Annotated in this window: 17 protein-coding genes and 4 pseudogenes; 12 read left to right on the top strand and 9 right to left on the bottom strand. The window is 67.0% G+C overall.

Features of this window, described 5'->3' with window-relative positions:
* Positions 1-193 precede the first annotated feature (193 nt).
* Complete coding sequence (locus ACFY3C_RS43935; RefSeq protein WP_390774920.1) at positions 194-841, top strand: hypothetical protein; 648 nt, start codon at positions 194-196, stop codon at positions 839-841.
* Between the two features lie 3 nt (positions 842-844).
* On the opposite strand, the gene ACFY3C_RS43930 is transcribed toward ACFY3C_RS43935, so the two are convergent.
* Entirely contained in the window at positions 845-1201 is a 357-nt protein-coding gene (locus tag ACFY3C_RS43930) for a hypothetical protein (protein WP_390774919.1), read from the bottom strand.
* Between the two features lie 526 nt (positions 1202-1727).
* Here ACFY3C_RS43930 and ACFY3C_RS43925 point away from each other — a divergent pair.
* A complete protein-coding gene (locus ACFY3C_RS43925) occupies positions 1728-1898 on the top strand; it encodes a hypothetical protein (protein WP_386577207.1) in 171 nt (56 codons plus the stop codon).
* A gap of 279 nt (positions 1899-2177) precedes the next feature.
* Here ACFY3C_RS43925 and ACFY3C_RS43920 read toward each other — a convergent pair whose 3' ends face one another.
* Together ACFY3C_RS43920 and ACFY3C_RS43915 are read right to left on the bottom strand one after the other, a co-directional pair.
* Positions 2178-2714, bottom strand: coding sequence for a hypothetical protein (locus ACFY3C_RS43920; protein WP_390774918.1), 537 nt, complete (start codon positions 2712-2714; stop codon positions 2178-2180).
* Between the two features lie 102 nt (positions 2715-2816).
* Positions 2817-3230: a hypothetical protein gene (locus ACFY3C_RS43915; RefSeq protein WP_390774917.1), complete on the bottom strand. Its 414-nt coding sequence runs from the start codon at positions 3228-3230 to the stop codon at positions 2817-2819.
* 581 nt (positions 3231-3811) lie between these two features.
* Between ACFY3C_RS43915 and ACFY3C_RS43910 the strand changes: the two genes are divergently transcribed.
* Positions 3812-4345, top strand: a complete 534-nt coding sequence (locus ACFY3C_RS43910; protein ID WP_390774916.1) for a GNAT family N-acetyltransferase — start codon at positions 3812-3814, stop codon at positions 4343-4345.
* A 560-nt stretch (positions 4346-4905) separates the two neighbouring features.
* Positions 4906-5271 (top strand): hypothetical protein, encoded by a 366-nt coding sequence (locus ACFY3C_RS43905; protein ID WP_386577213.1) that lies wholly within the window; start codon positions 4906-4908, stop codon positions 5269-5271.
* A gap of 607 nt (positions 5272-5878) precedes the next feature.
* Here ACFY3C_RS43905 and ACFY3C_RS43900 read toward each other — a convergent pair.
* Entirely contained in the window at positions 5879-6178 is a 300-nt protein-coding gene (locus tag ACFY3C_RS43900) for a hypothetical protein (RefSeq protein WP_390774915.1), read from the bottom strand.
* 136 nt (positions 6179-6314) lie between these two features.
* On the opposite strand from ACFY3C_RS43900, the gene ACFY3C_RS43895 reads away from it, so the two are divergent.
* Both ACFY3C_RS43895 and ACFY3C_RS43890 read left to right on the top strand, forming a co-directional pair.
* Entirely contained in the window at positions 6315-6497 is a 183-nt protein-coding gene (locus ACFY3C_RS43895; RefSeq protein ID WP_390774914.1) for a hypothetical protein, read from the top strand.
* Positions 6498-6768: 271 nt separating this feature from the next.
* Positions 6769-7179 (top strand): annotated as a pseudogene (locus ACFY3C_RS43890) (Tn3 family transposase); the annotation flags it as partial.
* A gap of 46 nt (positions 7180-7225) precedes the next feature.
* Here ACFY3C_RS43890 and ACFY3C_RS43885 read toward each other — a convergent pair.
* Positions 7226-8788: a hypothetical protein gene (locus tag ACFY3C_RS43885; protein WP_390774913.1), complete on the bottom strand. Its 1563-nt coding sequence runs from the start codon at positions 8786-8788 to the stop codon at positions 7226-7228.
* Positions 8789-8827: 39 nt separating this feature from the next.
* On the opposite strand from ACFY3C_RS43885, the pseudogene ACFY3C_RS43880 reads away from it, so the two are divergent.
* A pseudogene (locus ACFY3C_RS43880) lies at positions 8828-9240 on the top strand (transposase); the annotation flags it as partial.
* A 21-nt stretch (positions 9241-9261) separates the two neighbouring features.
* Here the strand turns inward: ACFY3C_RS43880 and ACFY3C_RS43875 are convergent.
* Positions 9262-9729, bottom strand: coding sequence for a DUF6210 family protein (locus tag ACFY3C_RS43875; protein WP_390774912.1), 468 nt, complete (start codon positions 9727-9729; stop codon positions 9262-9264).
* Between the two features lie 644 nt (positions 9730-10373).
* Here ACFY3C_RS43875 and ACFY3C_RS43870 point away from each other — a divergent pair.
* Positions 10374-10973 (top strand): hypothetical protein, encoded by a 600-nt coding sequence (locus ACFY3C_RS43870; protein WP_390774911.1) that lies wholly within the window; start codon positions 10374-10376, stop codon positions 10971-10973.
* 434 nt (positions 10974-11407) lie between these two features.
* Here the strand turns inward: ACFY3C_RS43870 and ACFY3C_RS43865 are convergent.
* Positions 11408-11761 (bottom strand): annotated as a pseudogene (locus ACFY3C_RS43865) (IS701 family transposase); the annotation flags it as partial.
* Positions 11762-12335: 574 nt separating this feature from the next.
* Here ACFY3C_RS43865 and ACFY3C_RS43860 point away from each other — a divergent pair.
* A complete protein-coding gene (locus ACFY3C_RS43860) occupies positions 12336-13304 on the top strand; it encodes a TIGR01777 family oxidoreductase (RefSeq protein WP_390774910.1) in 969 nt (322 codons plus the stop codon).
* A 682-nt stretch (positions 13305-13986) separates the two neighbouring features.
* On the opposite strand, the gene ACFY3C_RS43855 is transcribed toward ACFY3C_RS43860, so the two are convergent.
* Positions 13987-14772: a hypothetical protein gene (locus ACFY3C_RS43855; RefSeq protein ID WP_390774909.1), complete on the bottom strand. Its 786-nt coding sequence runs from the start codon at positions 14770-14772 to the stop codon at positions 13987-13989.
* Positions 14773-15607: 835 nt separating this feature from the next.
* Between ACFY3C_RS43855 and ACFY3C_RS43850 the strand changes: the two genes are divergently transcribed.
* Positions 15608-16483 carry a phytoene/squalene synthase family protein gene (locus ACFY3C_RS43850; RefSeq protein ID WP_390774908.1) on the top strand — a complete coding sequence of 292 codons (876 nt, stop codon included), beginning with the start codon at positions 15608-15610 and terminating at the stop codon, positions 16481-16483.
* Positions 16484-16632: 149 nt separating this feature from the next.
* Here the strand turns inward: ACFY3C_RS43850 and ACFY3C_RS43845 are convergent, their stop codons facing one another.
* Positions 16633-17022, bottom strand: a complete 390-nt coding sequence (locus tag ACFY3C_RS43845; RefSeq protein WP_384685512.1) for a hypothetical protein — start codon at positions 17020-17022, stop codon at positions 16633-16635.
* A gap of 70 nt (positions 17023-17092) precedes the next feature.
* Here ACFY3C_RS43845 and ACFY3C_RS43840 point away from each other — a divergent pair.
* A pseudogene (locus ACFY3C_RS43840) lies at positions 17093-18006 on the top strand (IS982 family transposase).
* 295 nt (positions 18007-18301) lie between these two features.
* Complete coding sequence (locus ACFY3C_RS43835; RefSeq protein ID WP_390774922.1) at positions 18302-18841, top strand: SMI1/KNR4 family protein; 540 nt, start codon at positions 18302-18304, stop codon at positions 18839-18841.
* Positions 18842-19300 lie beyond the last annotated feature (459 nt).

Here is a 19300-nt window from a genome sequence, read left to right as displayed (position 1 = left end):
CCTGTTGAGGTGCTGGACCGGCACCTGCACCACCTGCGGCCGCCCCCTCACCCCAAGCAGAACCAGAGCCAGAACCTAACGAAGCACTACTAGGCACTGTCCCGCCGATCATGCAATCCGTCGGAGGCTCCTACACTGCCTGATGAGGGAGCGGGTAGGCAGAGAAGGCGAATCGGAAGGGCAGACGCAGGGCGTGCGAAACGAGCGGTTGGCGGCCCTGTCGCCTGACCAGCGGCGTCAGGCCGCTGCATTGGCCCTGTGGCCATGGCGTGCGCCGCTGCTCGCGTTCGAACTGGACGAAGCGTGGGGTATCGACCCATCCGTACTGGAGTCTCTGTTTCGCCTGGCAGCAGAGGCTCCCAGTGAAGCTGCGGATCGGGCATACCTGCAGGCCGTCGCCGAGCTGCGCACGGCCCAACTGTTCGCATCCGAAGTAGACCCGGACACGATCGAACTCATCCAGTTGGAGACCATCGACAGCCTGCTGACCTTCGGTGCGTGGTTCGACAGCCCTCGCTCAGTCGAGGTCGAGCGCGTAGTCGAAACCACATCCGGCCTGGCGAACTACCTCGACGGTCTCGTCGAGGGCTCGCTCTACTCCCACCCGTGGGAGCAATCCCACCGCCAGTACCTTGCCGACCTGGCGGACAAGGTCAGTGGCCAGGGCTATCTAGCCGCTCGGAACTCTGCCATCGAGTCGGCCTGCCACGACGCCCTCCGCTCGCTCCCCCATGAAGGACTATTCGACTCCGACGCCGGTCGCGAGTTGCTTGTGTTGTGCGAGGACTTCGGCGAAGAGATCGTCGCAACGTTGCGGTGGCTCCGGACGACCGGATACTAGCGATCACATCCTGAGCCGGATGACGAGCGCGGCGGCTGTGACGGTGCCAAGGAAGACATAGCTGCGCTTGTCGTACCTGGCCACCGCCCGCGACTGCTTGAGTTTGCTGATGGCTCGGTCCACCGTGTTGCGCTTCTTGTATCGCTCCAGGTCAAAGCCTGGTGGCCGGCCGCCGCCTCTGCCCCTTCGTGAGCGGGCCGCCCGGGCGTTTGACTTCTCGGGAATGGTGTGCGCGATGCTGCGTCTTCGCAGGTAGTCGCGACAGGGACTGTTGCTGTACGCCTTGTCCGCGGCGCCGCTGTCCGGCCGCTTACGCGGACGCCCCGATCCCAGCCGGGGCACTCGGATCTCTTCCAGCACCGGGACGAACTGGGGGTGTCCGCACGCTGCCCGGCCGTGACCACCACGACAACGGCCGGCAGAGACCATCCGCGCTCAGGTGGGCCTTCGTGGTGAAGCCACCGCGGGAACGGCCGAGTCCCTTGCCTCCCACCACCCCCGCCAGGCGGCCCCGCCACGGACGCTCGTGCTGGTGTTCTGCATCCAGGGCCCCCCTTGGTGAACCTGCGGGTGCGGGAGGAGGAGCGTGACGGGCAAGATGCCGAGTCGAACCATGCTCCAGTCGACCCGGCTGGCCGGGTCGGCGACCGCTAGACGGTGCGCAGGATCAACGAGCCCCCCCCGGACAGTCACATGATCCGGCAGGCGGAGCCTAGCCCCCGCGTGGCCCGCCGCCCCGGGATCGGCGGGCCGGCGTCTCCAAGGACGCCGACGCGGGGTAAGCGGAACCTACTCTTCCGATTGCCAAATCGGAAGCCCTTACTCCCATTGACCCTCAGCCTGCACAGATGCAAGGTGAACCCCACGCGCAGCGAGGGAGCACAGCATGAGCCGAGCCACCGACACACTTCGCATCATCGAGTACTGGACGGACAAGGACACCCACGTGCTCTTCCCCGTCGAGCGAAGCGAAGAAGTCGACCGCATGAGCGATGCCCAGTTGATCTCGGAGTACGGGAACCCCGAGGACGGGGCGGCCACGCGCATCGTCCACTAGGTGGGCGTCTGATCCTTAGCACGGCAGGCCGGGCGAGCGTCTGAGCGTTGCTGCCGTACCGCACCGCGAGTCCCCGACACCGTACACATGGGCCGATCTGCATCGGTTCGCAACCGAGCATGATCACTCCCGTCGCAGGGGCAGTCGAGGGAGTGATCCCTCCGACGGAGTCGTTCATACATTCGAATCCACGTTGGCCCAGTCCTCGCCACCGCAGCCGCCGACTGGAGGGCGCATGTTCCGCGTCACGGAACCTTGATCACCTGGGGAGGCTGCATCTCATCCTTCCTCCACACCGGCCAGGGCTTCGGTGATCATGCGAGTGGCGAAGTCGCGGTCGTCGGTAAGTCGGTTGACGTGCTCCGCGAGCAGAAAGGCGGTGGCTTCCAGGGGATTCATCTCGTCCTCTGACCAGTATCCGTACTGCTTGCGCCACAGGCTGGGGCTCAGGCCGGTGCCTGCAGCGACGAGCAGGCCGGCCATCATGGGGATGGCCTCGGGACGGACGCTCCTGGGCATCATGCGCATCGAGGCCACAAGGTTGGGCACCACGTACTCGATGACATCCTTGCCGTGGTCCTCGTAGGCCATCCGCAGCCACTGCATGAACATGTAGATGAGCGTGCACGCGCCGTCCAGCATGTCATCGACGCCGCCGGGACCCAAGGACGCGGCGAACTGGTCGGTCAGCGCTTGCTGTTCGGCGTCGGTCTGGGCCTTGCCGTTGTAGATGGCTTTGAGCCGAGAGTCGATCATCATGAGTGCTGCGCCCACATCGCCAGCGGGAGCGTGCTGAGGGTCGCAGGGCGATGACACAGGTTTCTCCTCATCTGAACCGTGAGTGACGCGGCGTGTCCGTACAGTAGCCCGCCGCTGTTGCGCGGGCCAAGTTGTCCCGTAACCTCGCGAGGCTGAAGGTCATGCTGTGTCTGGGGCGGCGCCGATGGCGCCGGCCGAGCGAAGCGAACGCCCGAGGCCTCCGGTGAGGATGCGGGGGTGTCGCCGCCACCACCAGAGGTCGGGGTCGGGCAACCGGTGAAACTGGTCGAGTGCTCGGCCGTCGTCGTCGACGGTCGCGGCCTTGTACCGGTCGTCCACAGCTTTGATCTGCGGGGTCCAGAGCTGGACGACGTGGTCGTCCAGCAGGAGCCACGCCTCGTGCAGCCAGTTTCGGCAGTAGAGGTCGTTGGTGTACTCGTAGATGTCGTCGCCGTAGCCGCGCTCGATGACGCTCACCAGGGCGGCCCATGCGTTCACCCTTTCAGCGACTGTGAATGCCGTCCGCCAGCCGCGCTGGTGCAACAGCTCTCCCACCTCGGTTTCAGTAGCCACGGGCGTGAGGCTCTCATGCCGAATCTGTGCGGGCGACCGAGATATGTCCCGCCAGAGGCTGCGGGCCCGGAGCGTGATCAGGGTGAGACGATCCAGCCGTGGCTGGTGTGATCACGGCGTCAGAACCCTCCTGGATAGACCGAGGCCGGTTTGTGGCGGCGGCTACACCGGGGGAGGCACGGACCTTCTCGGACGTCCTCTCCCGGCCAGACCGCATTTCGGGGCGCCGGACCCGGACACGGTTCCGCGGGGGCCCCGACGGGGTGACGACGCGTGTCGGCTGGACGCACGTGCGGAAGTCGGACGTCTTGCTTACGCCGGCGCCGGAGAGCTCCGCTCTGATCGTCTGGCCATCAGAACGCAGCAGCGCCATCTGGCACTGAGACCATCGCGCCGACCACGGCCGGCTGGTCGGCAATTCGGTCGGCCCGGGTGACGGGTACGGTCTCAGGTGGAAGTCCTGGCCGGTGCGCCTTCCTGACCCGACTTGAGCGATGGGACCTCATCGGCCTTCGGGGACGGCCCCATGCTGCCGGAACTCGTGGTGAGAGCCATAGGGAAGTAAAGGGCAAGATGGGACCATGACCGAGATCCACACTCCCCGTCTTCTCCTGCGCCGCTGGCTGGATGACGACCTCGTCCCCATGTCCGAGATCCACGCCGACCCGGACGTGATGCGGTGGGTCGGCGACGGTGCGCCGCGCTCCTTTGAGGAGACCTCCCAGGACATCGAGGCCTGGGAGGAGGAGTGGGACGAGGAGGGTTTCGGGATCTTCGCCGTCGAACTCCTCGCATCCGGGGAGCTGGCCGGAGCGGTCGGCCTGTACCTCGCCGACTCCCCGCCCGCCGTCGCGGACCATGTGGCGGTCTGCTGGCGGCTCGGGCGCCAGTACTGGGGGCAGGGCTACGCGTCAGAGGCGGCCCAGGCCACGCTCGAGTTCGCCCTCCAGGACCGCGGTCTGGACCGGGTCGTCGCCGTGTGCCGCACCAGCGACACCGCGTCCGCGAACGTGCTGGACAAACTCGGCATGCGTGCAACGGGCACTGCGCAAGACCCGGACACGGGCCACGACCTGCGGGTGTACGGAATCGACCTCACAGAGTACGAGGCCTAACTACAGCCAGCGGTGGTCACCGTAGTCGTCCATCGCCCCATGAGGCAGCCCGACGCACGAGGCGGCCACGGCGTAACGCCATCTCGGGCGGTGCACAGCGAGCCCAGTGCCCGAACTCGCTCGCTGCCCTCCGGCACGGCATCTGATCGTGACCGAAGGGCCGGCCGGGCGCCAATCTGCAGGAGTGGCGGGCTGCCTCCTCGACCACGGCGAGCTGCTGTTCCCCGTACCGTTCTGCACCACGGCCTGAACGCCCCAGATCACCTGACCTCGCGCTTTCCGCGCCTTCAACCCGACGACCGCACCGCCACCGTACTGCGCCCGCTCAGCCGAGTAGGCGACCGCTCCTCCCTCCCCCGGCGAAATCCGACGCCGGGGTGGACGGGACAGCCCCGGTAGTGACGTCACGTTCGCTGCCGCTGACCTCGGCTCCGGTGACAAACGCACGCGCGTCGGCCGTGGTCTCAGAAGCTGTGTCTGAGGCCCCCATGACAATGCGAACGCGCTTCCGATGAGCCATCTATGCTGGTCCGCAGTAGCACAGGGGGAGGGGACAGCGGATGGACTGGTTCTGGTGGGTTCTCATCGTCTTTTGGACGGGTGGCTTCGCGTGGGCAGCGGACAACGTCCGCACCGCACTGCGTAATCGGCATGAGCGCAAGTTGGAGTTGCTGGAGGCGGCAAGACAGGAACGTTTGGCCGTCGAAGCAGCGAACAAGTCTCCGGAGCCAGTGTGCGGATGCACGCACCATCTCGCCAAACACGACAAGCAGGGCCAGTGCCACGAGCGCGTCGAGGTGCCAGTGGCCTGGGATGAGAACAAGAAGCCGCTGCGTTACGAGGCTGGTCAGTGCAACTGCCAGCAGTATGTGGGACCGCAGCCTCTCTCGCAGGTGTTCGCGGAGGATCTGACAGATCTCGCCTGACCAGGATGGCGAGGCCACTCTCCGTACGTGACGCTGGGGACAGTTGATCGCCAGTGCGATGGGGAATTCCCGGCGGCTCTCTTCGTTTCCTACGCTGGCCGCATGGGCAGGGAGCGGTGTTCGCCCGGCTGCGGCTGGTCGCCGTTGCGGACGACGACGCTGGGCCGCGGTTGTGCCGTGGGTGTGGTCGTCTGCTGATGCCATCGGCGAAGGAGACGGCAGTGTTCTCCGGCGACGGCGCCCGATGCGGATGCTTGGTTGTCTGCCCCGCGTAGCAGGGGCGGAGGAACAGGTAGCTGCCGTGCAGTCGGCCGGTCAGTTCGTCGAACGCGGCGGCACAGGCTTCCGCGTCGACCGCCATGGCTGAGTGGGCCGCGTAATCCTCGTACAGCTAGGCCCACGCCTCGAACGCACCGATCTGGCGGTCCAGCCATCGCTTCAGTTCCACGCCCGCCCCCAGGCCCCACGGCCCACCCGACTGGGCAACCGTAGCCGAGGCTCCCCCGCCGGGCACGGGCACCGGCCGTCACCTCACCCGAACCGAGGACGCTCCGGACACACGGGCCGGGGAGCGACGTGCAGCCCCCCCCTCCCCCGGCCGTTCGGCTCAGCGGAGGACGACGTTATGGGCGGGCGAGACGTCCGGCTGGAGATGTCCGTAGCCCAGGTCGGCCATGACAGGGCCGAGGATCTTGGCGAATGCCTCGAACGACTCGGGAGACTCCCACACGTCGGTGACCCGCCAACAGCCGCCGACGGGCCCCGCGACGTGGGCGAGCAGTCCTGGTACGGGCAGGTCGGCCGCCGAGGTGAAGCCCTGGCCATCGGTGACGCGATTGATGCAGGTGTCGTACAACTCTTGAGCGGCAGGCGTGTTCTCGAGGTCGAAGGTGACGATGATGGCCATGGTCAGGCGCTCCTGTCCCTTATCCGCTGGATTCGACGGATGCCGCCCCACGATCTCCCCGCCGCGACGGCGACGGCAACGGCGCACGGGGGCGGCTCGTCAGAGCGCCGGGAGCTGAAGCGCGTGCAGGCTCGCCGTGCGCGCCCCTGACAACGACTCCGCGGTGCATCACTTCAAGTGGCGCGACAGCGTGCGGCAGGACATCGAGCGCAGGGCCGCGTACTCCGCGGACGGCACCTGGCAGACCGCCTCCCCGGTCCGGCCCGGCTCGCCGAGGCGCGCCGCCTGCTGTCCCACCTCGCTCAGAACGGTGGCCTGATCAACGTCGGCGATCCGGAGTTGGGGGGCAAGGAACAACGGAACGAAAACCGGCGCTGAGCCCCCGGAGGCTTGAGAGCGCTTTGACCTGGGGTTCGGCGGGAGCGGAAGCCTTCGACAGTCGTGTTGATCACTGGCTGTGTGGAGGTCCGGGGTGCCGGTCGAGTTTCTGACGGATGAGCAAGCCTCGAAGTATGCGGCGTACGACGGGGCGCCGTCCCGTACGGAGTTGGAGCGCTTCTTCTTTCTGGACGACGCGGACCGGGAGCTGACGGATCGCCAAGTCCCTCCACATCCTGGGCCTGGCCGACGAACCCGGCTGCCGCCGGCAGATCAAGAGCCAGGCCAACCTCCAGGAAGGCCGCCACTCCCTTGCCCGGAAGATCTTCCATGGCAGGCACGGGCAGCTCTACCAGCCCTACCAGGACGGCACGGAGGACCAGATCGGCGCACTCGGCCTGGTCCTCAACGCCCTCGTGCTGTTCAACACCCACTACATGGACGCCGCGATGAACCAGCTACGCGCGGAGCTTCGACGCCCGCGACGAGGACGTGGCCCACCTCTCGCCGTTCTTGCCGCACCCCATCAACATGCACGGCCGATACTCCTTCCAGCTTCCCGACCTGCCCGGCGGCCTGGCCTGCGGCCCCTGCGCGACCCGGACGCCACCGGCGAGGAGTGACCGGCCATGGCCTGCGCCGCTGGATGGGAGAACCCTGGAGGTATGCTCAGGAGGAACGTCCGGCGGTGCGGCCAGTGCGGCATGGAGCTGACAAAGGGCAACAGGCGGTCGCGCCGGTACTGCGATTCGGCTTGCCGTACGAAGGCCTGGCGGGGAGGCGGACCAGCTGGGCCGACAGCGACGGGGGCGTTTTTCCACGACTGAAGGCTGGGGGCGCCACAGCGCTCCCAGCCCGTCTCCACCCGGCCAGGACACCGTGCAGTTGGCGTGCCTCCTTCACCAGGCGGGACTTCGGCGGCCGGGACGCCACCTCCGTCAGGCCGGGTATCTCTCCGCACGCCCCGGCTCGGGCGGCGAGGTCCGTTGCCAGCGCCAGCAGATCGCTCAGGCCGTGGATGCGCGCGCCGGACGGCAGCAGCTGCGCCAGGAGCCCCGAGAGCACTGGCCACACCGCCCGCGCCCCCACTGCCGCCGAGGCGTCCCTGAGCCCGGAGGAGAGGCGGGAGGCCACCGGCGCCGTCAGACCCCCGAGGGCTGCGGCCAGTCGCGCCGAGTCCAACTCTCCGCGCGAGACCATGATGACCAGTGCGTCCACCGTGGCCGCCCGGTGCTCGCGGCGGTCATCGTTCAGCCCCTCGGCCAGTGCGCGGTGCATCGCCTCGCCCTCGGGGCCGGGCAGCGCCGCAAGCCGCTCCAGGGCCCGGCCGTCCATGCCCGCGCTGTTGCGGCGCGCAATGTGCCAGGCCCAGTCGGCCTGGATGTCCGGGTCGCACGGGAGGTCTTCCGGGCGGCAGGGAAACACCGAACGGGTGTAGACGGGGCTGTGCCCTTCGGTGGGTTCGGGTCCGGCCAGCAGGGTGGCGAACGGTTCGGGGTAGGCGGCTGGATCCGTGTCCCGTCCGCCCGTCCGGAGCCGGTCCGCGAGGCGGCGCCCCACGGGGGAAGTGAGCGCCTTGGCGGCCGCGCGCGCGTCCGGATCGTCCTCCGGGACGACCCGTAGCAGCGCCTGCGCCAGGTCCACCGGCCCGGGCTCGATCTCCAGTCGCTCGTACTCGGCGATCCGTGCTACGAGTTCGGCCGCCTCTATCGTGCCGTCGTCGTGTGTGGCGGTGGCCAGCGGGAACGGGGGCGTGACACTCCTCTGGATCCGTTCGACGAGTTCCCGGCCTCGGATTTCCACCATGGTGTCGAACGCCGACCCGCTACTGGGACACGCCACACCGCACACGGCCGCCGCCACCCCGAGGGGGTTCCACGGTTGGTTTCCGGCCTGAGAGAACCAATCGAGGTGATCGGCGATCCCCGTCCGCAGCACGGCAGCGAACCCGCCACGGTCCTGGTGGGCGTGGCGGATCAGGCGGTCCAGCAGGGCGTCCTCGAACGGGCCGTCGCCCTGGTGGCGGCGCCACCAGACGTTGAGGGCCGCGGTGACGTCCTCCGGGGTGTCGTCCTCCGGGCCGTCCAGCCGCGCTGCCTTGGGCAGCGGGGGCGGGGCGATGTCGGGTTCGCGCTCCGGGCTGGAGGCCGGCGCGGGCGCCTGGGCACTCTGCGGAGAATGACGGGAGATCAGCCGCTCGACCTGCCCCCTCAGCGCCACGTCCTGCAGCACGTCCCTCGCCTCCGCCAGTACCGCGACCGCGGCGCCCGCGGTCGCGGGCTCCTCGTGCTGAGCACCGGCAACGCGGCCGACTGCACGGTGTTCCCCACGGTGCTGAACGCGATCCGCATCCCGTGCGCCGGGGCGGGACGCCCGCGCACCAAGCCCGACCGCGTCGTGGCGGACAAGGCCTGTTCGTCGCGGCAGATCCGCCAGCTCCTGCCGCGCCGGAACATCAAGGCGACCGTCCCGGAGCGTCGCGACCAGGTGGCCAACCGCGCCGCCGAGCTGGCAAGGGCGGCCGGCCTCCGGTCTTCGACAAGACGGTCTACCGGGCCCCTAACGTCGTCGAACGGTGCTTCGCGCGGCTCAACCAATTCCGCGCCGTGGCAGCCAGGTTCGACAAGCTGGCGGCCCGATATGAGGCCGGGGTGGTCATCGCGGCACTGGCCCTCTGGCTGCGGACGGCCGGGGGACTGATTCGTTCAGTCCGAGTTGGCCCACAGCAGAACTCCAGGACCGTCTGGCGCGATCACAGGCACCCATGCCTCATCAGCGTCACGCATCCGGTTTTCGTTCAGCCTCAGAGAATGCAGCTGCTCGGTGTGTCCGTCGAATGCCCAATAGGGGATGCTCTCGATGATTCCGCGCAGCCTCTCGCGTTCGTCGTCCGGCCAGGAGCGGTTCCACATGCCGCCGCCGGCGAACTCCCCCTCGAACAGCTGGCGCAGTGCGTCCAGCGCATCAGGGCCGAACACCGGCACCAGGAAGCCCTCCACCTGTCCCTGTCGGCACATGTGGCCGCCGTACTGCTGGTGATAGAAGACGCTGGTCCGGGCCTCGACGACCACGTGCAGCCACCCATCGGCCGTACCGTCCTGATCAAGAGTTACGAAACGTCGAGAGCTCACGGCGGCAGTCTTCTCGATCGTCGGCCGCGTGCTCAACGGCATTTCCCACCTCAAGATCAATTATGCGACATGGCCTAGAGGGATCCGGGGCGCCGTGGCCTCAGCCTCTGGAGACAGACAGGGCTCGGGTGCACGACCCCGACTCAGTTGGCGTGGTCATCTCTGGCCCGGGGAGTCCGAGCTGTCGGTTGTGCTGTTCCGTGGTGGCTGGGCCGATGTGGACTTCGTAGCCAGTCTCGACGACTACGGATCCCTGTCGGCCTCGTGCATCGCCTCAGTGTCGGATTTCGCGACCCGGATGAATCAGTGGGTTGCTCGTGCCTTCGGGGTCTGCCGCGGGTTCCGTGAGTGTGGGTCCGTCTCAGAGGGTGGTTTGTGAGTCTTTGATAGGTTTTTGTTTTACCGCCCCGACTTGCCAGGTGGGTGACGGTCGCCACGATCTCGAACGCGTCCGCGAAGCGCCCCGAAGGCGGTGAAGCCGGTGATCGTTTCGGTGGTCGGCCCGTCGGCAGGGTTGGTGTTCGTGTTGGTGGGACCAGGACGCACCAGATCAACGGTGATCCCACGCGTCAAGGGGCAGGTGTGAACGACTACGGCGCCGGATCGGCGCGCCCCCTGGGAAACCGGCAGGCCCCCGCCCGGACGATTCATGAGAAGGTGCGGGTCGACCTGGCAGAGGGGGAAGAATGGGGCTCACCTACGGCTACGACATCTACCTGCGTCCCAGAAACGTCGCCAAGGCGCTGGCCAATCTGGCCGAGCTGGCGCCACCGGCCCGTCGCGTGCCGCCGCTCGAGGTCACCCTGCCCGACGGTGAGCGGCTCGTCCTCCCGTTCACGTCCCACTTCATGAGCGAGCCGGTCGACTGCTCCACGAGCAGCACGCTCCAGCTCGACACATCCATCATGTTCGACGTCGATGACGCACTGCGCGAGTACGCGAAGACGGGCGGCCCTGAACCCGCGGCGGACGGGCGCATCCAGATCGGTTACGTCTACGCGACGATCCGCTTCGAGTCCCTCCTGCACCCTGGTTACGCGTCGGTGGAGTGCTGGGCAGCTACGTCGGGGATGAGCCGCTTGTTCGCGCGGTCGCCCAACATCAGGAGGGTGTTCACCGACCTCACCGCCGCCAGCGGCGGAGTATGTTGCCTGTTCGACACCGGCGACGGTGGCCCCGAGCAAGTGTGCTGGCTCAACGGTGAGATCACCCAGGAGAAGGTCTCCGGTAACCGCTTTCCAGATTGGCGAGCCCTTGTGGCGACTTGGCCGGACCCCGAGAGATGAGCACCGGTGCCCCTTGAACAGGCACAACCCCGGACTGACATCCGAGTGCAGTCATCAGGGAGAGCCCGTGCATGCCTTGGCCGCCGTCTGGTCTTTCAGCGAGGTCGAGGCTCCCGGCCCGGGCGTGCAAAGGTCTTCCATGTGGCCAAGTGGGTGGGAGCGGAGCCTCACAGGCACGGAATGACCGGTTGCTGACGCCGTCGGCGCACGAGTTTGCCGGGCGGCTGAGGCAACTGGAGTACGGGAGTTGAGCTGGAAGCTGGTGATGGCACGCACAATTCCTTCGAAACGAGAGAATCCCCTGTTGGTCATCCGTCTCGGTGGGCCAACAGAGGGCGTGGGGGCTGGAAGATGCTGGTCATCGGGGTGCTCTCTTTCTGAGTGGGCGGTGATTGGGCTCTGGATCCGAGTACTCCAGCCGTAGATCGTGATCTTCACGGCCGGACTGCCGCCTGCCGCCGGTAATGGCACTGGCGCGCACGGGCTTGATGTCGACGCCGCCAGTGCGACCACCGCAGGCGGTGTGCGCGGTCGTGGACCGGGCCGATCTGTGCCACGAACAGGTGCTGGATCTCGTTGCCGGTCAAGGGGGTCAGGTAGCCGTCGGGGGCAGGTCGGTCGTAGCGTTCGGTGGCGGCGAGGAAGGCGTAGGCGAGCATCGAGAGAGTGATCCAGCGGTGCCAGGAGGTCCAGCGTCGGACCTGGTGCTCGTCGGTCATGCCCTTGCCTGCCTGGAACGTCTCCTCGACTGTCCAGCGCCGGCCGACCACCCGCACCAGCGCGGACATCGACTGGGACATCTCCATGGACTCCACCATCGTGCGCACACACCAGAATGCCGCCGGCGCTCGCACCGACCCACCGCCAGCCCCGCATCAAAGAGGGGCCACAACGGCAGAACAGCCGGACGGAAACACCGTGGCAGAACCTGCACGGCCGTCGGCCGCCTGGTGGAGGTGGTGCATCGGGTGAGGGGCTGGGTCGCTCGCGCGGTGGCTTCGTCTTTCTCGGCACCGTCACCGTCGCAGCCATCGTCATCTGGCTCCGCACGTGATCGTCCGGACAGGTCCTGGCAGGACACCGGAGTATCGCCGCCGCCCTCCGCCACCACGCGCGCAACGCCACCCGCCCCCTGACCACCCTCGCCATCACGCGATCAAACCGGACACACCCACTGAACGGGTCGCCCAGGGCCCTGCACGCCGATTCCCGGACGACGCGCCCTGATCAGACAGCTCGGCTGACGTACAGCGTCGTGCGCCGCACGGCGTGGCCAGCTCGAATCGCGGATCACACCTCGCAGTTTTGAACGCGTTCAACTCTTTGGTCTAGGCTCGCCTCGAGACGAAGGAGGGGTAGTCGATGAAGATCGTGATTCCTGGAGGGACCGGACAGGTCGGCGCGGTCTTGAAGCGCGCACTCGACGCCGCCGGCCACGAGGTCGTGATTCTCTCCAGACATCCCAAGCGCGAGGACGAGGTCCAATGGGACGGTAAGACCCTGGGGCCATGGGCGGCGGCGGTCGACGGCAGCGATGTCGTGATCAATCTGGCCGGACGCAGTGTGAGTTGCCGATACACGGCGGCCAATCTGCAGGACATGATGGACTCCCGGGTCGACTCCACCCGGGGCGTGGGCGCCGCGATCGCGGGCGCTGCCCGACCGCCCCGGGTCTGGCTGCAGATGAGCACCGCCACGGTGTACGCGCACCGCTTCGACGCCCCCAACGACGAGGCCACCGGCGTGATCGGCGGCACCGAAGCGGGCGTGCCGGACTACTGGGCGTACAGCGTCGATATCGCCAAGGCCTGGGAGCAGGCTCAGCAGCAGGCCGAAACGCCGGCCACCCGCAAGGTCGCCCTGCGCTCGGCCATGATGATGAGCCCGGACCCCGGCGGGGTCTTCGCCGTACTGCTGGGACTGGCCCGCTTGGGTCTCGGCGGCCCGGTCGCCGGCGGAGCGCAGTACGTGTCGTGGATCCACGAACACGACTTCGTGCGCGCGGTGGAGTTCCTGATGGACCGGGAGGACATTACCGGGCCGGTGAACCTGGCGGCTCCCCATCCCCTGCCGCAGCGCGCATTCATGCGCACTCTGCGCTCCGCGTGGGGTGTGCCGGTAGGCCTCCCGGCGACCAAGTGGATGGCCGAGGTCGGCGCGTTCGCTCTGCGTTCCGACACCGAACTGCTGCTGAAGAGCCGCCGCGTCGTCCCGGGCCGACTGACCCAGGCAGGCTTCGACTTCCAGTACCCTCAGTGGCCGCAGGCCGCCGACGAGCTGGTGCGTCGGGTGCGCAAACGGGCCGGGGGCGGGTCCCCGGCACGCCGGTGAACGATCCGGGACGCCGGTGAATCTGGCGGCCCCCTCGGGCCGTGGCCAGCCTGCGCAACCTCGCCATCGGAGCTTTCCGCATAGCAGGACACCGGAGTATCGCCGCCCCCTCCCCCACCACGCGCGCAACGCCACCCGCCCCCTGACCACCCTCGCCATCGCGTCATCAAGCCGGACAGACCCACTGAACGACGCCGCCCTGGGGCGTGCCCGGCGTGATGATTCGGCAATTCAGGAGGGTGTGAGTCTTCGGCCGTGGATCATGGACGACGGGTTGTGGGCGCTGATCGAGCCGCTGCTGCCGCCGAGGCCGGAGAAGGCACCTGGCGCGGATACCGCTGGAGTTGGCGTCGGCTGGGCCGGTGGCACGAAGTGGGTGTGTTCGAGCGTCTGCACCAGATCCTGCTCACTGAACTGCACGCTGCCGGCGAGTTGGACTGGTCGCGGGCCTGCGTCGAAGCTCTCACATCCGCGCGAAGAAAAGTGCGGGTGCTGGGTCTGGACCGTCGCTCGCCGGTCGACCGCGGGAAGACGGGCAGTGAGCATCGTCTGATCTGCGACGGCAAGGGCACCCCGTTCAAGGTCATCACCACCGCGGGACCGAGTTGGTTCTGGCTCAGTCTCTGTGGTACGCGCACTCCGGGTGACGCGGTGACGCCCGGATACACTGCGGGATCCCGAGTCAAAACGGCGGGTCTTCGACGTACCCGCCCGTCCAGCGCTCGGCGATCCGCCGCGCATGGAATTCGCGAGCAGCAACGTCGTCGGCGTTTTCCAGGCCGCTGATGTCGTGGCCCCACACCTCCATTGCCTCCAGGACTCGGTCGCGTTTGCGGCGGTCGGTGCTGGTGGTCAGCAGAGAGCGGGCATGGTCGGCCAGTTCACCTTGCTGTGGAGCGAGGACAGGATGCTCTGCCAGGGGGATGGCGGCGACGAGGGCCGCCTCGCGTACATTCGCGGTGACGTGACCGAGGAGTGGGTGGACGGCAGAGTAGATCGCCGGGCGCAGGTCCCGAAACGCGCGCATCTCCGGGTATTCGTCGAGATAGCCGTCACCCCAGATGCGTTCGCCGACGGCGACGCACTCGTCGTTGGCATCGTAGGCGGTGTTGCTGAGCCACTCCAGCAGTGCCGCGCGGGTGGGGTAATGCAATGCCGGGGTGGTGTCCTGGCCCAAGTCGCCCCTTTCGGTGGCCGGGTGGTTAAGGATGGCCGCAACGTACAGGGCAACGGGCACGGTGGCTTCGTAGATGGTGTTCTGGTGGATCACCGCCCCGAGCGCGTCAACCATGGCGGCCGCCCTGACGACCGGGTCGGTGTCAAGGAGGCGTGCCAGCGCCGCCGGCAGGCGTTCGCCCGTCCCAGACGGGGTCTCGAGGGAAGACCAATCCGTACCGTCCAAAAGCTCTTGATGGTGGGGAATTTCTGCTAGGTGAGGTTCGTCGCTCTGGCTGCGGCTGTTGGTCACAGGTGGAGGCTATAGCGTCCTGGAGTCAGCCTCGTGTGCGGCGTCATGCATGAGCACGACGCTCTTCGCAGGAGATTGAACCCGGCTCGACCGGCGACTTCGTGCCCGCACTGGAGCAGTCCCTCGGCTCGACGGCCAGACTGTCGCCAGCCATCGCCGTCCGGCACGCCCCCGCCGGGACCACCCCGACCTGATACCCAAACTCCGGTCCCTGGCCGACAAATCCGCGGTCGCGTGACCATCACGGCGTGCACCTTGGCCCACACACAGGCCTCGCCCCAAGCACCAATCGATCTGGCATCGCTGTTGGCTCAAACAGCTATAAACTCCCGCTGCACTTGCTCCACATCAGAGGGGGGATTCCCTTGCGCGCACGTCTTGCTGTCCCGGCCCTCGCTGTCGCCCTGGCCGGCGCCTTCTTCAGCGCACCGACCGCTTCGGCGACACTGCCGTTCACCAACACGGCCCACCACTGCATCCACCACACCACCGGGGTGTGCGGCTGGACACACCATCAAAGGCCGTAGGACAAGTACGAAACGGCGAAGTGCAAGGACGCCTCCCTGTCGTACTCGCCGGCACTCGCAGGGCACCGCCCAGAGAAAGCAACCTGCCTGGGCTCACCGCCGGCCCGAGACCCAGAACATCCTGGACCTTCAAGGCATCAGCCCCGGTCAGCGAGGCAACGCGGACCTCCCGCGCCTGATGCGCACGGCCCCTGCGCCTGACCACTGACTGCCGCCGCATGAGCCAGGAACTAGCCACGACGCGAGGAGATCGTTCTGTGTCCCGATGGTCCGCCGCCCTGACCCAGGCTGGCATCAGTGATCAGAGCATGCGGCGGGACTACGACGTCCAGCGCAAGCTCGTACGGAGGTACCGCCGTGAGGAGTACCTTGCGACTCGCCTACTGCTTCCCGCCGAACTCCGCCCATACGTCCTGGCCGCAGTCGCCTTCATGCACGAAACGGACCGCCGAATCGACCTCGGAGACCTCAGTGCTCGGCACGAGGCTCTTCACTCCTGGAACGGTGAGGTGAAGGCAGTCCTGGATGGCGCGAAGACCGAACAGGACACACTCCGGGCCCTGGAAGACACAGTGCGGCGCCATCCGCAGATGGCCGAGCGCGTACGCGACTTCCTGGACGGAACTCCCGTCGAGGCCGCCTGGCACGGTTTCGAGAGCGAGGCCGAGTTGCAGACATACGTGGACTGCTACTCGATGCCGGCCCTGATGCTCACGGCCTGCCTCATTGGCCCGCTCCCAGGGGCTGAACAGTACGAGGCGTTCGAGAGGGGGTGCCGCCAGCTCATCGAGGCGATGCAGCGCACCGACTTCCTGGCCGACTTGCCCGAGGACCTGCAGGAAGGGCACATCGGCGTTCCCCGGGACGAGCTGATGCGTCATGGTCTGGACGTTGAAGATCTTCGTGAACGGCCCGAGGCGTGCGTGCCTGCGATGGAGAGGGTGGTGAACGCCCAAGCAGCTCTCGCTGATCACGTGTTCTTGCAGGCACGGGAGCTGCCCGCACTCGTGGAGCCGCAGTATCGCCCGTTCCTGCGCGCCCTGATCGCCGTCCAGAAATTGCGCCTTCAGGCAGTGAAGGCCGTCGGCGGCTCTGTCCTCAAGAACGGGGCGAGCCCAGCCGCTTCAACGACTCTGCAGATCCTCTGGCAGGAGTATCGGGCGTTCAGGAAGCAACAGCGCTGAAGGCGTAGAAGCTGTGCGCTGCTCTGCGCACTAGATGATCAATCCCAAGGGATGCCTGCGGAGGGCGTGGGGTGGGCGGCGGCCGAAGCCACCGCGAGACGGTCAGGCGGCGGGCTGCCGGCCCTGGTTGTCGAGGTGGCAGCGGGCGGTCAGGCGTCAGGGTCTACTTCAGGGTGCGTGAACCGCACGGGCTTGCCCAGCGACCGGGCGTAGGCGATTTCGGCTCGGGTGCTGTCTCCGATGTAGTCGCCGACTACGAGCGCCTCATCAGCGAGCCGGATCTTCGCCCGGTGCAGATCGTCGAGTCGAACCTTCAGCGCCTCGGCCTCGACAGGATCGGACCAAAGTTCGTGCGGCGACTTCATGTCACAGCCCGGTTTGACGACAATCTTTCCGGCTTTGGTCTCCCGCAGATCGGCCTTGTTCATCTCGGTCATGAAGCGGGTGGAGCCGCAGATCACGACGATACGCGGGAGGCTCAACAGCTTCTTCGCGTCGGCGAGCTTCTCCTCGGGGGTGAGCAGTTGCGGGTATGACACTGGTTCCTCCTGGTGGTGTGGTCCAAGGGGTGCCTGCGGAGACGAGAACGAGGGTGTCCAAGATCGTTTTGTGACGAACGGCGTGGACACCCTCGCGACAGCACTCTATGCGACGACCGACGACATGCTGAAGGAGCATCCCGACCTGGCGCCGTGGCGCCCGCCGGTCGGCATTACGCCCCGCCTGAGCGATGCCGAACTGGTCACCCTCGCCACGATGCAGGCCATACTCGGCTACACCTCCGAGGCAAAATGGCTCCGCCATGCCCGTGCCCACCTGCGCCACCTCTTCCCCTACCTGCCCCAGCAGCCCGGCTACAACAAGCGGCTGGCAAGGCCGCCGGTCTGATGCGAAGCGTCAACCGGATCCTGGCCACCACCACCTCGGTGTGGAGCGACGACGTATGGGTCGTGGACTCCACCCCGGTGGAATGCGGCCGCTCCCGCGAGACCGTCAAACGCTCCGACCTGGCAGGTTGGGCCGAATACGGCTACTGCGCCAGCCACAGCCGCTTCTTCTGGGGCCTGCGCCTGCACCTGGTCTGCACCCTTCAGGGCCTGCCCATCGCCTTCGCCCTGACCGGGGCCAAGACCGACGAACGCGAGACCCTCCTTGACCTCCTGGCAGCCGAATGCGAGCTTCTGCGAGAGCGCCCCCGACAGACCCTCATCGGCGACAAGAACTACATCGGCCGTGGTATCGAACGCGAACTGTCCGAGCATGGAGTCCAGTTGCTGCGGCCTGCCCGTAAAGGTGAACGGGAACGGCCTGGCGCAGCCCTGTTCAAGCCACTGCGACAGGTCATCGAATCGATCAACAAGACCTTCAAGGGACAGCTTGACCTCGAACGGCACCGGGGGCGCACACCCGAAGGTGTCATAGCCTGCGTCATGCAACGCATCCTCGCGCTGACCGCTGCGATCTGCCACAACGACGCCACCGGACACACCGTCCTACGCTCACTGATCGCCTACGATCACTGACCCCTTGGACTAGATCATCCAGTGCCGCATCGGGCAACGTTCGCCCTGTTGTGACGCGCCGTCCGGTCCGTGATCCGGGCGGCTCGTTCTGCGTCATGCTGAGTGGGTGGCTGAGCGTGTGCGGGTCCGCGAAATCGATGACGATGGGGGGCAGCGGCCGCCGCGGATCGTCCGGCGGGGCAGTGGGTCGGTGGTGACCTGGCGGCGGGCCCATATGAGCTCCCGGCCTCAGGCACCGGCACCAACCGCGTCTACTTCCCCAACGAACCCAAGAACTGAAAAAAGGACAGCTCCAGTGAACGAGCATGTACGTCGCCTGATCGAAATCCTGGAAGCAGACACGACCACTGCACAGCAGCAGAATTGGTCCGGCATCGAGTCAGAACTCCAGGTGACGCTGCCCGACGACTACAAGGAGTTCGTCGAGCAAGTCGGCGGCGGCAAGGTCGACGGCTACCTGTACATCCTCGCGCCGTCCTCTCCGAACCAGCACTACGATCTCGCCAAGTCAGCCGCAGAGCGGGAAGAGGCTTACGAAGACATCTTCGACTTCGAGGACAAACCAGCCGAGCTCGAACCGGAGGGAAGCCGCATCATCCCGTGGAGCACCACCGACAATGGTGAATGGCTCTTCTGGCGGATCCTGCCTGGCCAACAACCCACCGACTTCGCGGTACTGGTCAACGAAGCCCGCGGTGAACGCTGGGAGTTCCTCGAATTGAGCTTCGCCGAGTACCTGACAGCTGTACTCCAGGGCGACATCCGCTCAGACATCCTGTCTTCGGCATTTCCCACCAGCCCGCATAACTTCCGCAAGTTCACGCACACCCCCTGAACCTGCCATTCATGATCCAGTGTCGAACATGACTCGACCTTGTGCTGTGTTCTCGCATGTTCAGCGGATGTGAAGACGGCCTTCGTCTCATCCTGTACTCCGTCCCAGAGCGGACCAATACGAAGGCCATGTTCCTGAGTCTGGCGCATCAGAGCGCGCTGGCGCATGGCCCGCGCGGCACCTACCTCGCATGCTGCTGCTCGCCGGGTCCACCGTGCTCTCTGGAGGCACTGGCCGTCACCATGCTCGGCCGACAGGCCGGACCGGCCGCTGGAGGCCGGGACCACCGCGGCCGCAACAGTCGAGATGGCCGAGCAGGCGATCGGCACCCTGAACCACACTGGGGAGCGCCGCTCCATTGTCTCCACTCAGTTGCCTTCCGCCGGTAGTGGTGCGCCATAGGGACGGCCGACCATCGATCGCTTCGTCCTTGCGGCGCGTGATGCTACAACGAGCAAT

The sequence above is a fragment of the Streptomyces sp. NPDC001410 genome (assembly GCF_042895235.1).
Classification (GTDB): domain Bacteria; phylum Actinomycetota; class Actinomycetes; order Streptomycetales; family Streptomycetaceae; genus Streptomyces.
The sequence above is the reverse complement of the archived record's forward strand: the minus strand, read 5'-3'. Positions and strand labels throughout refer to the sequence as shown.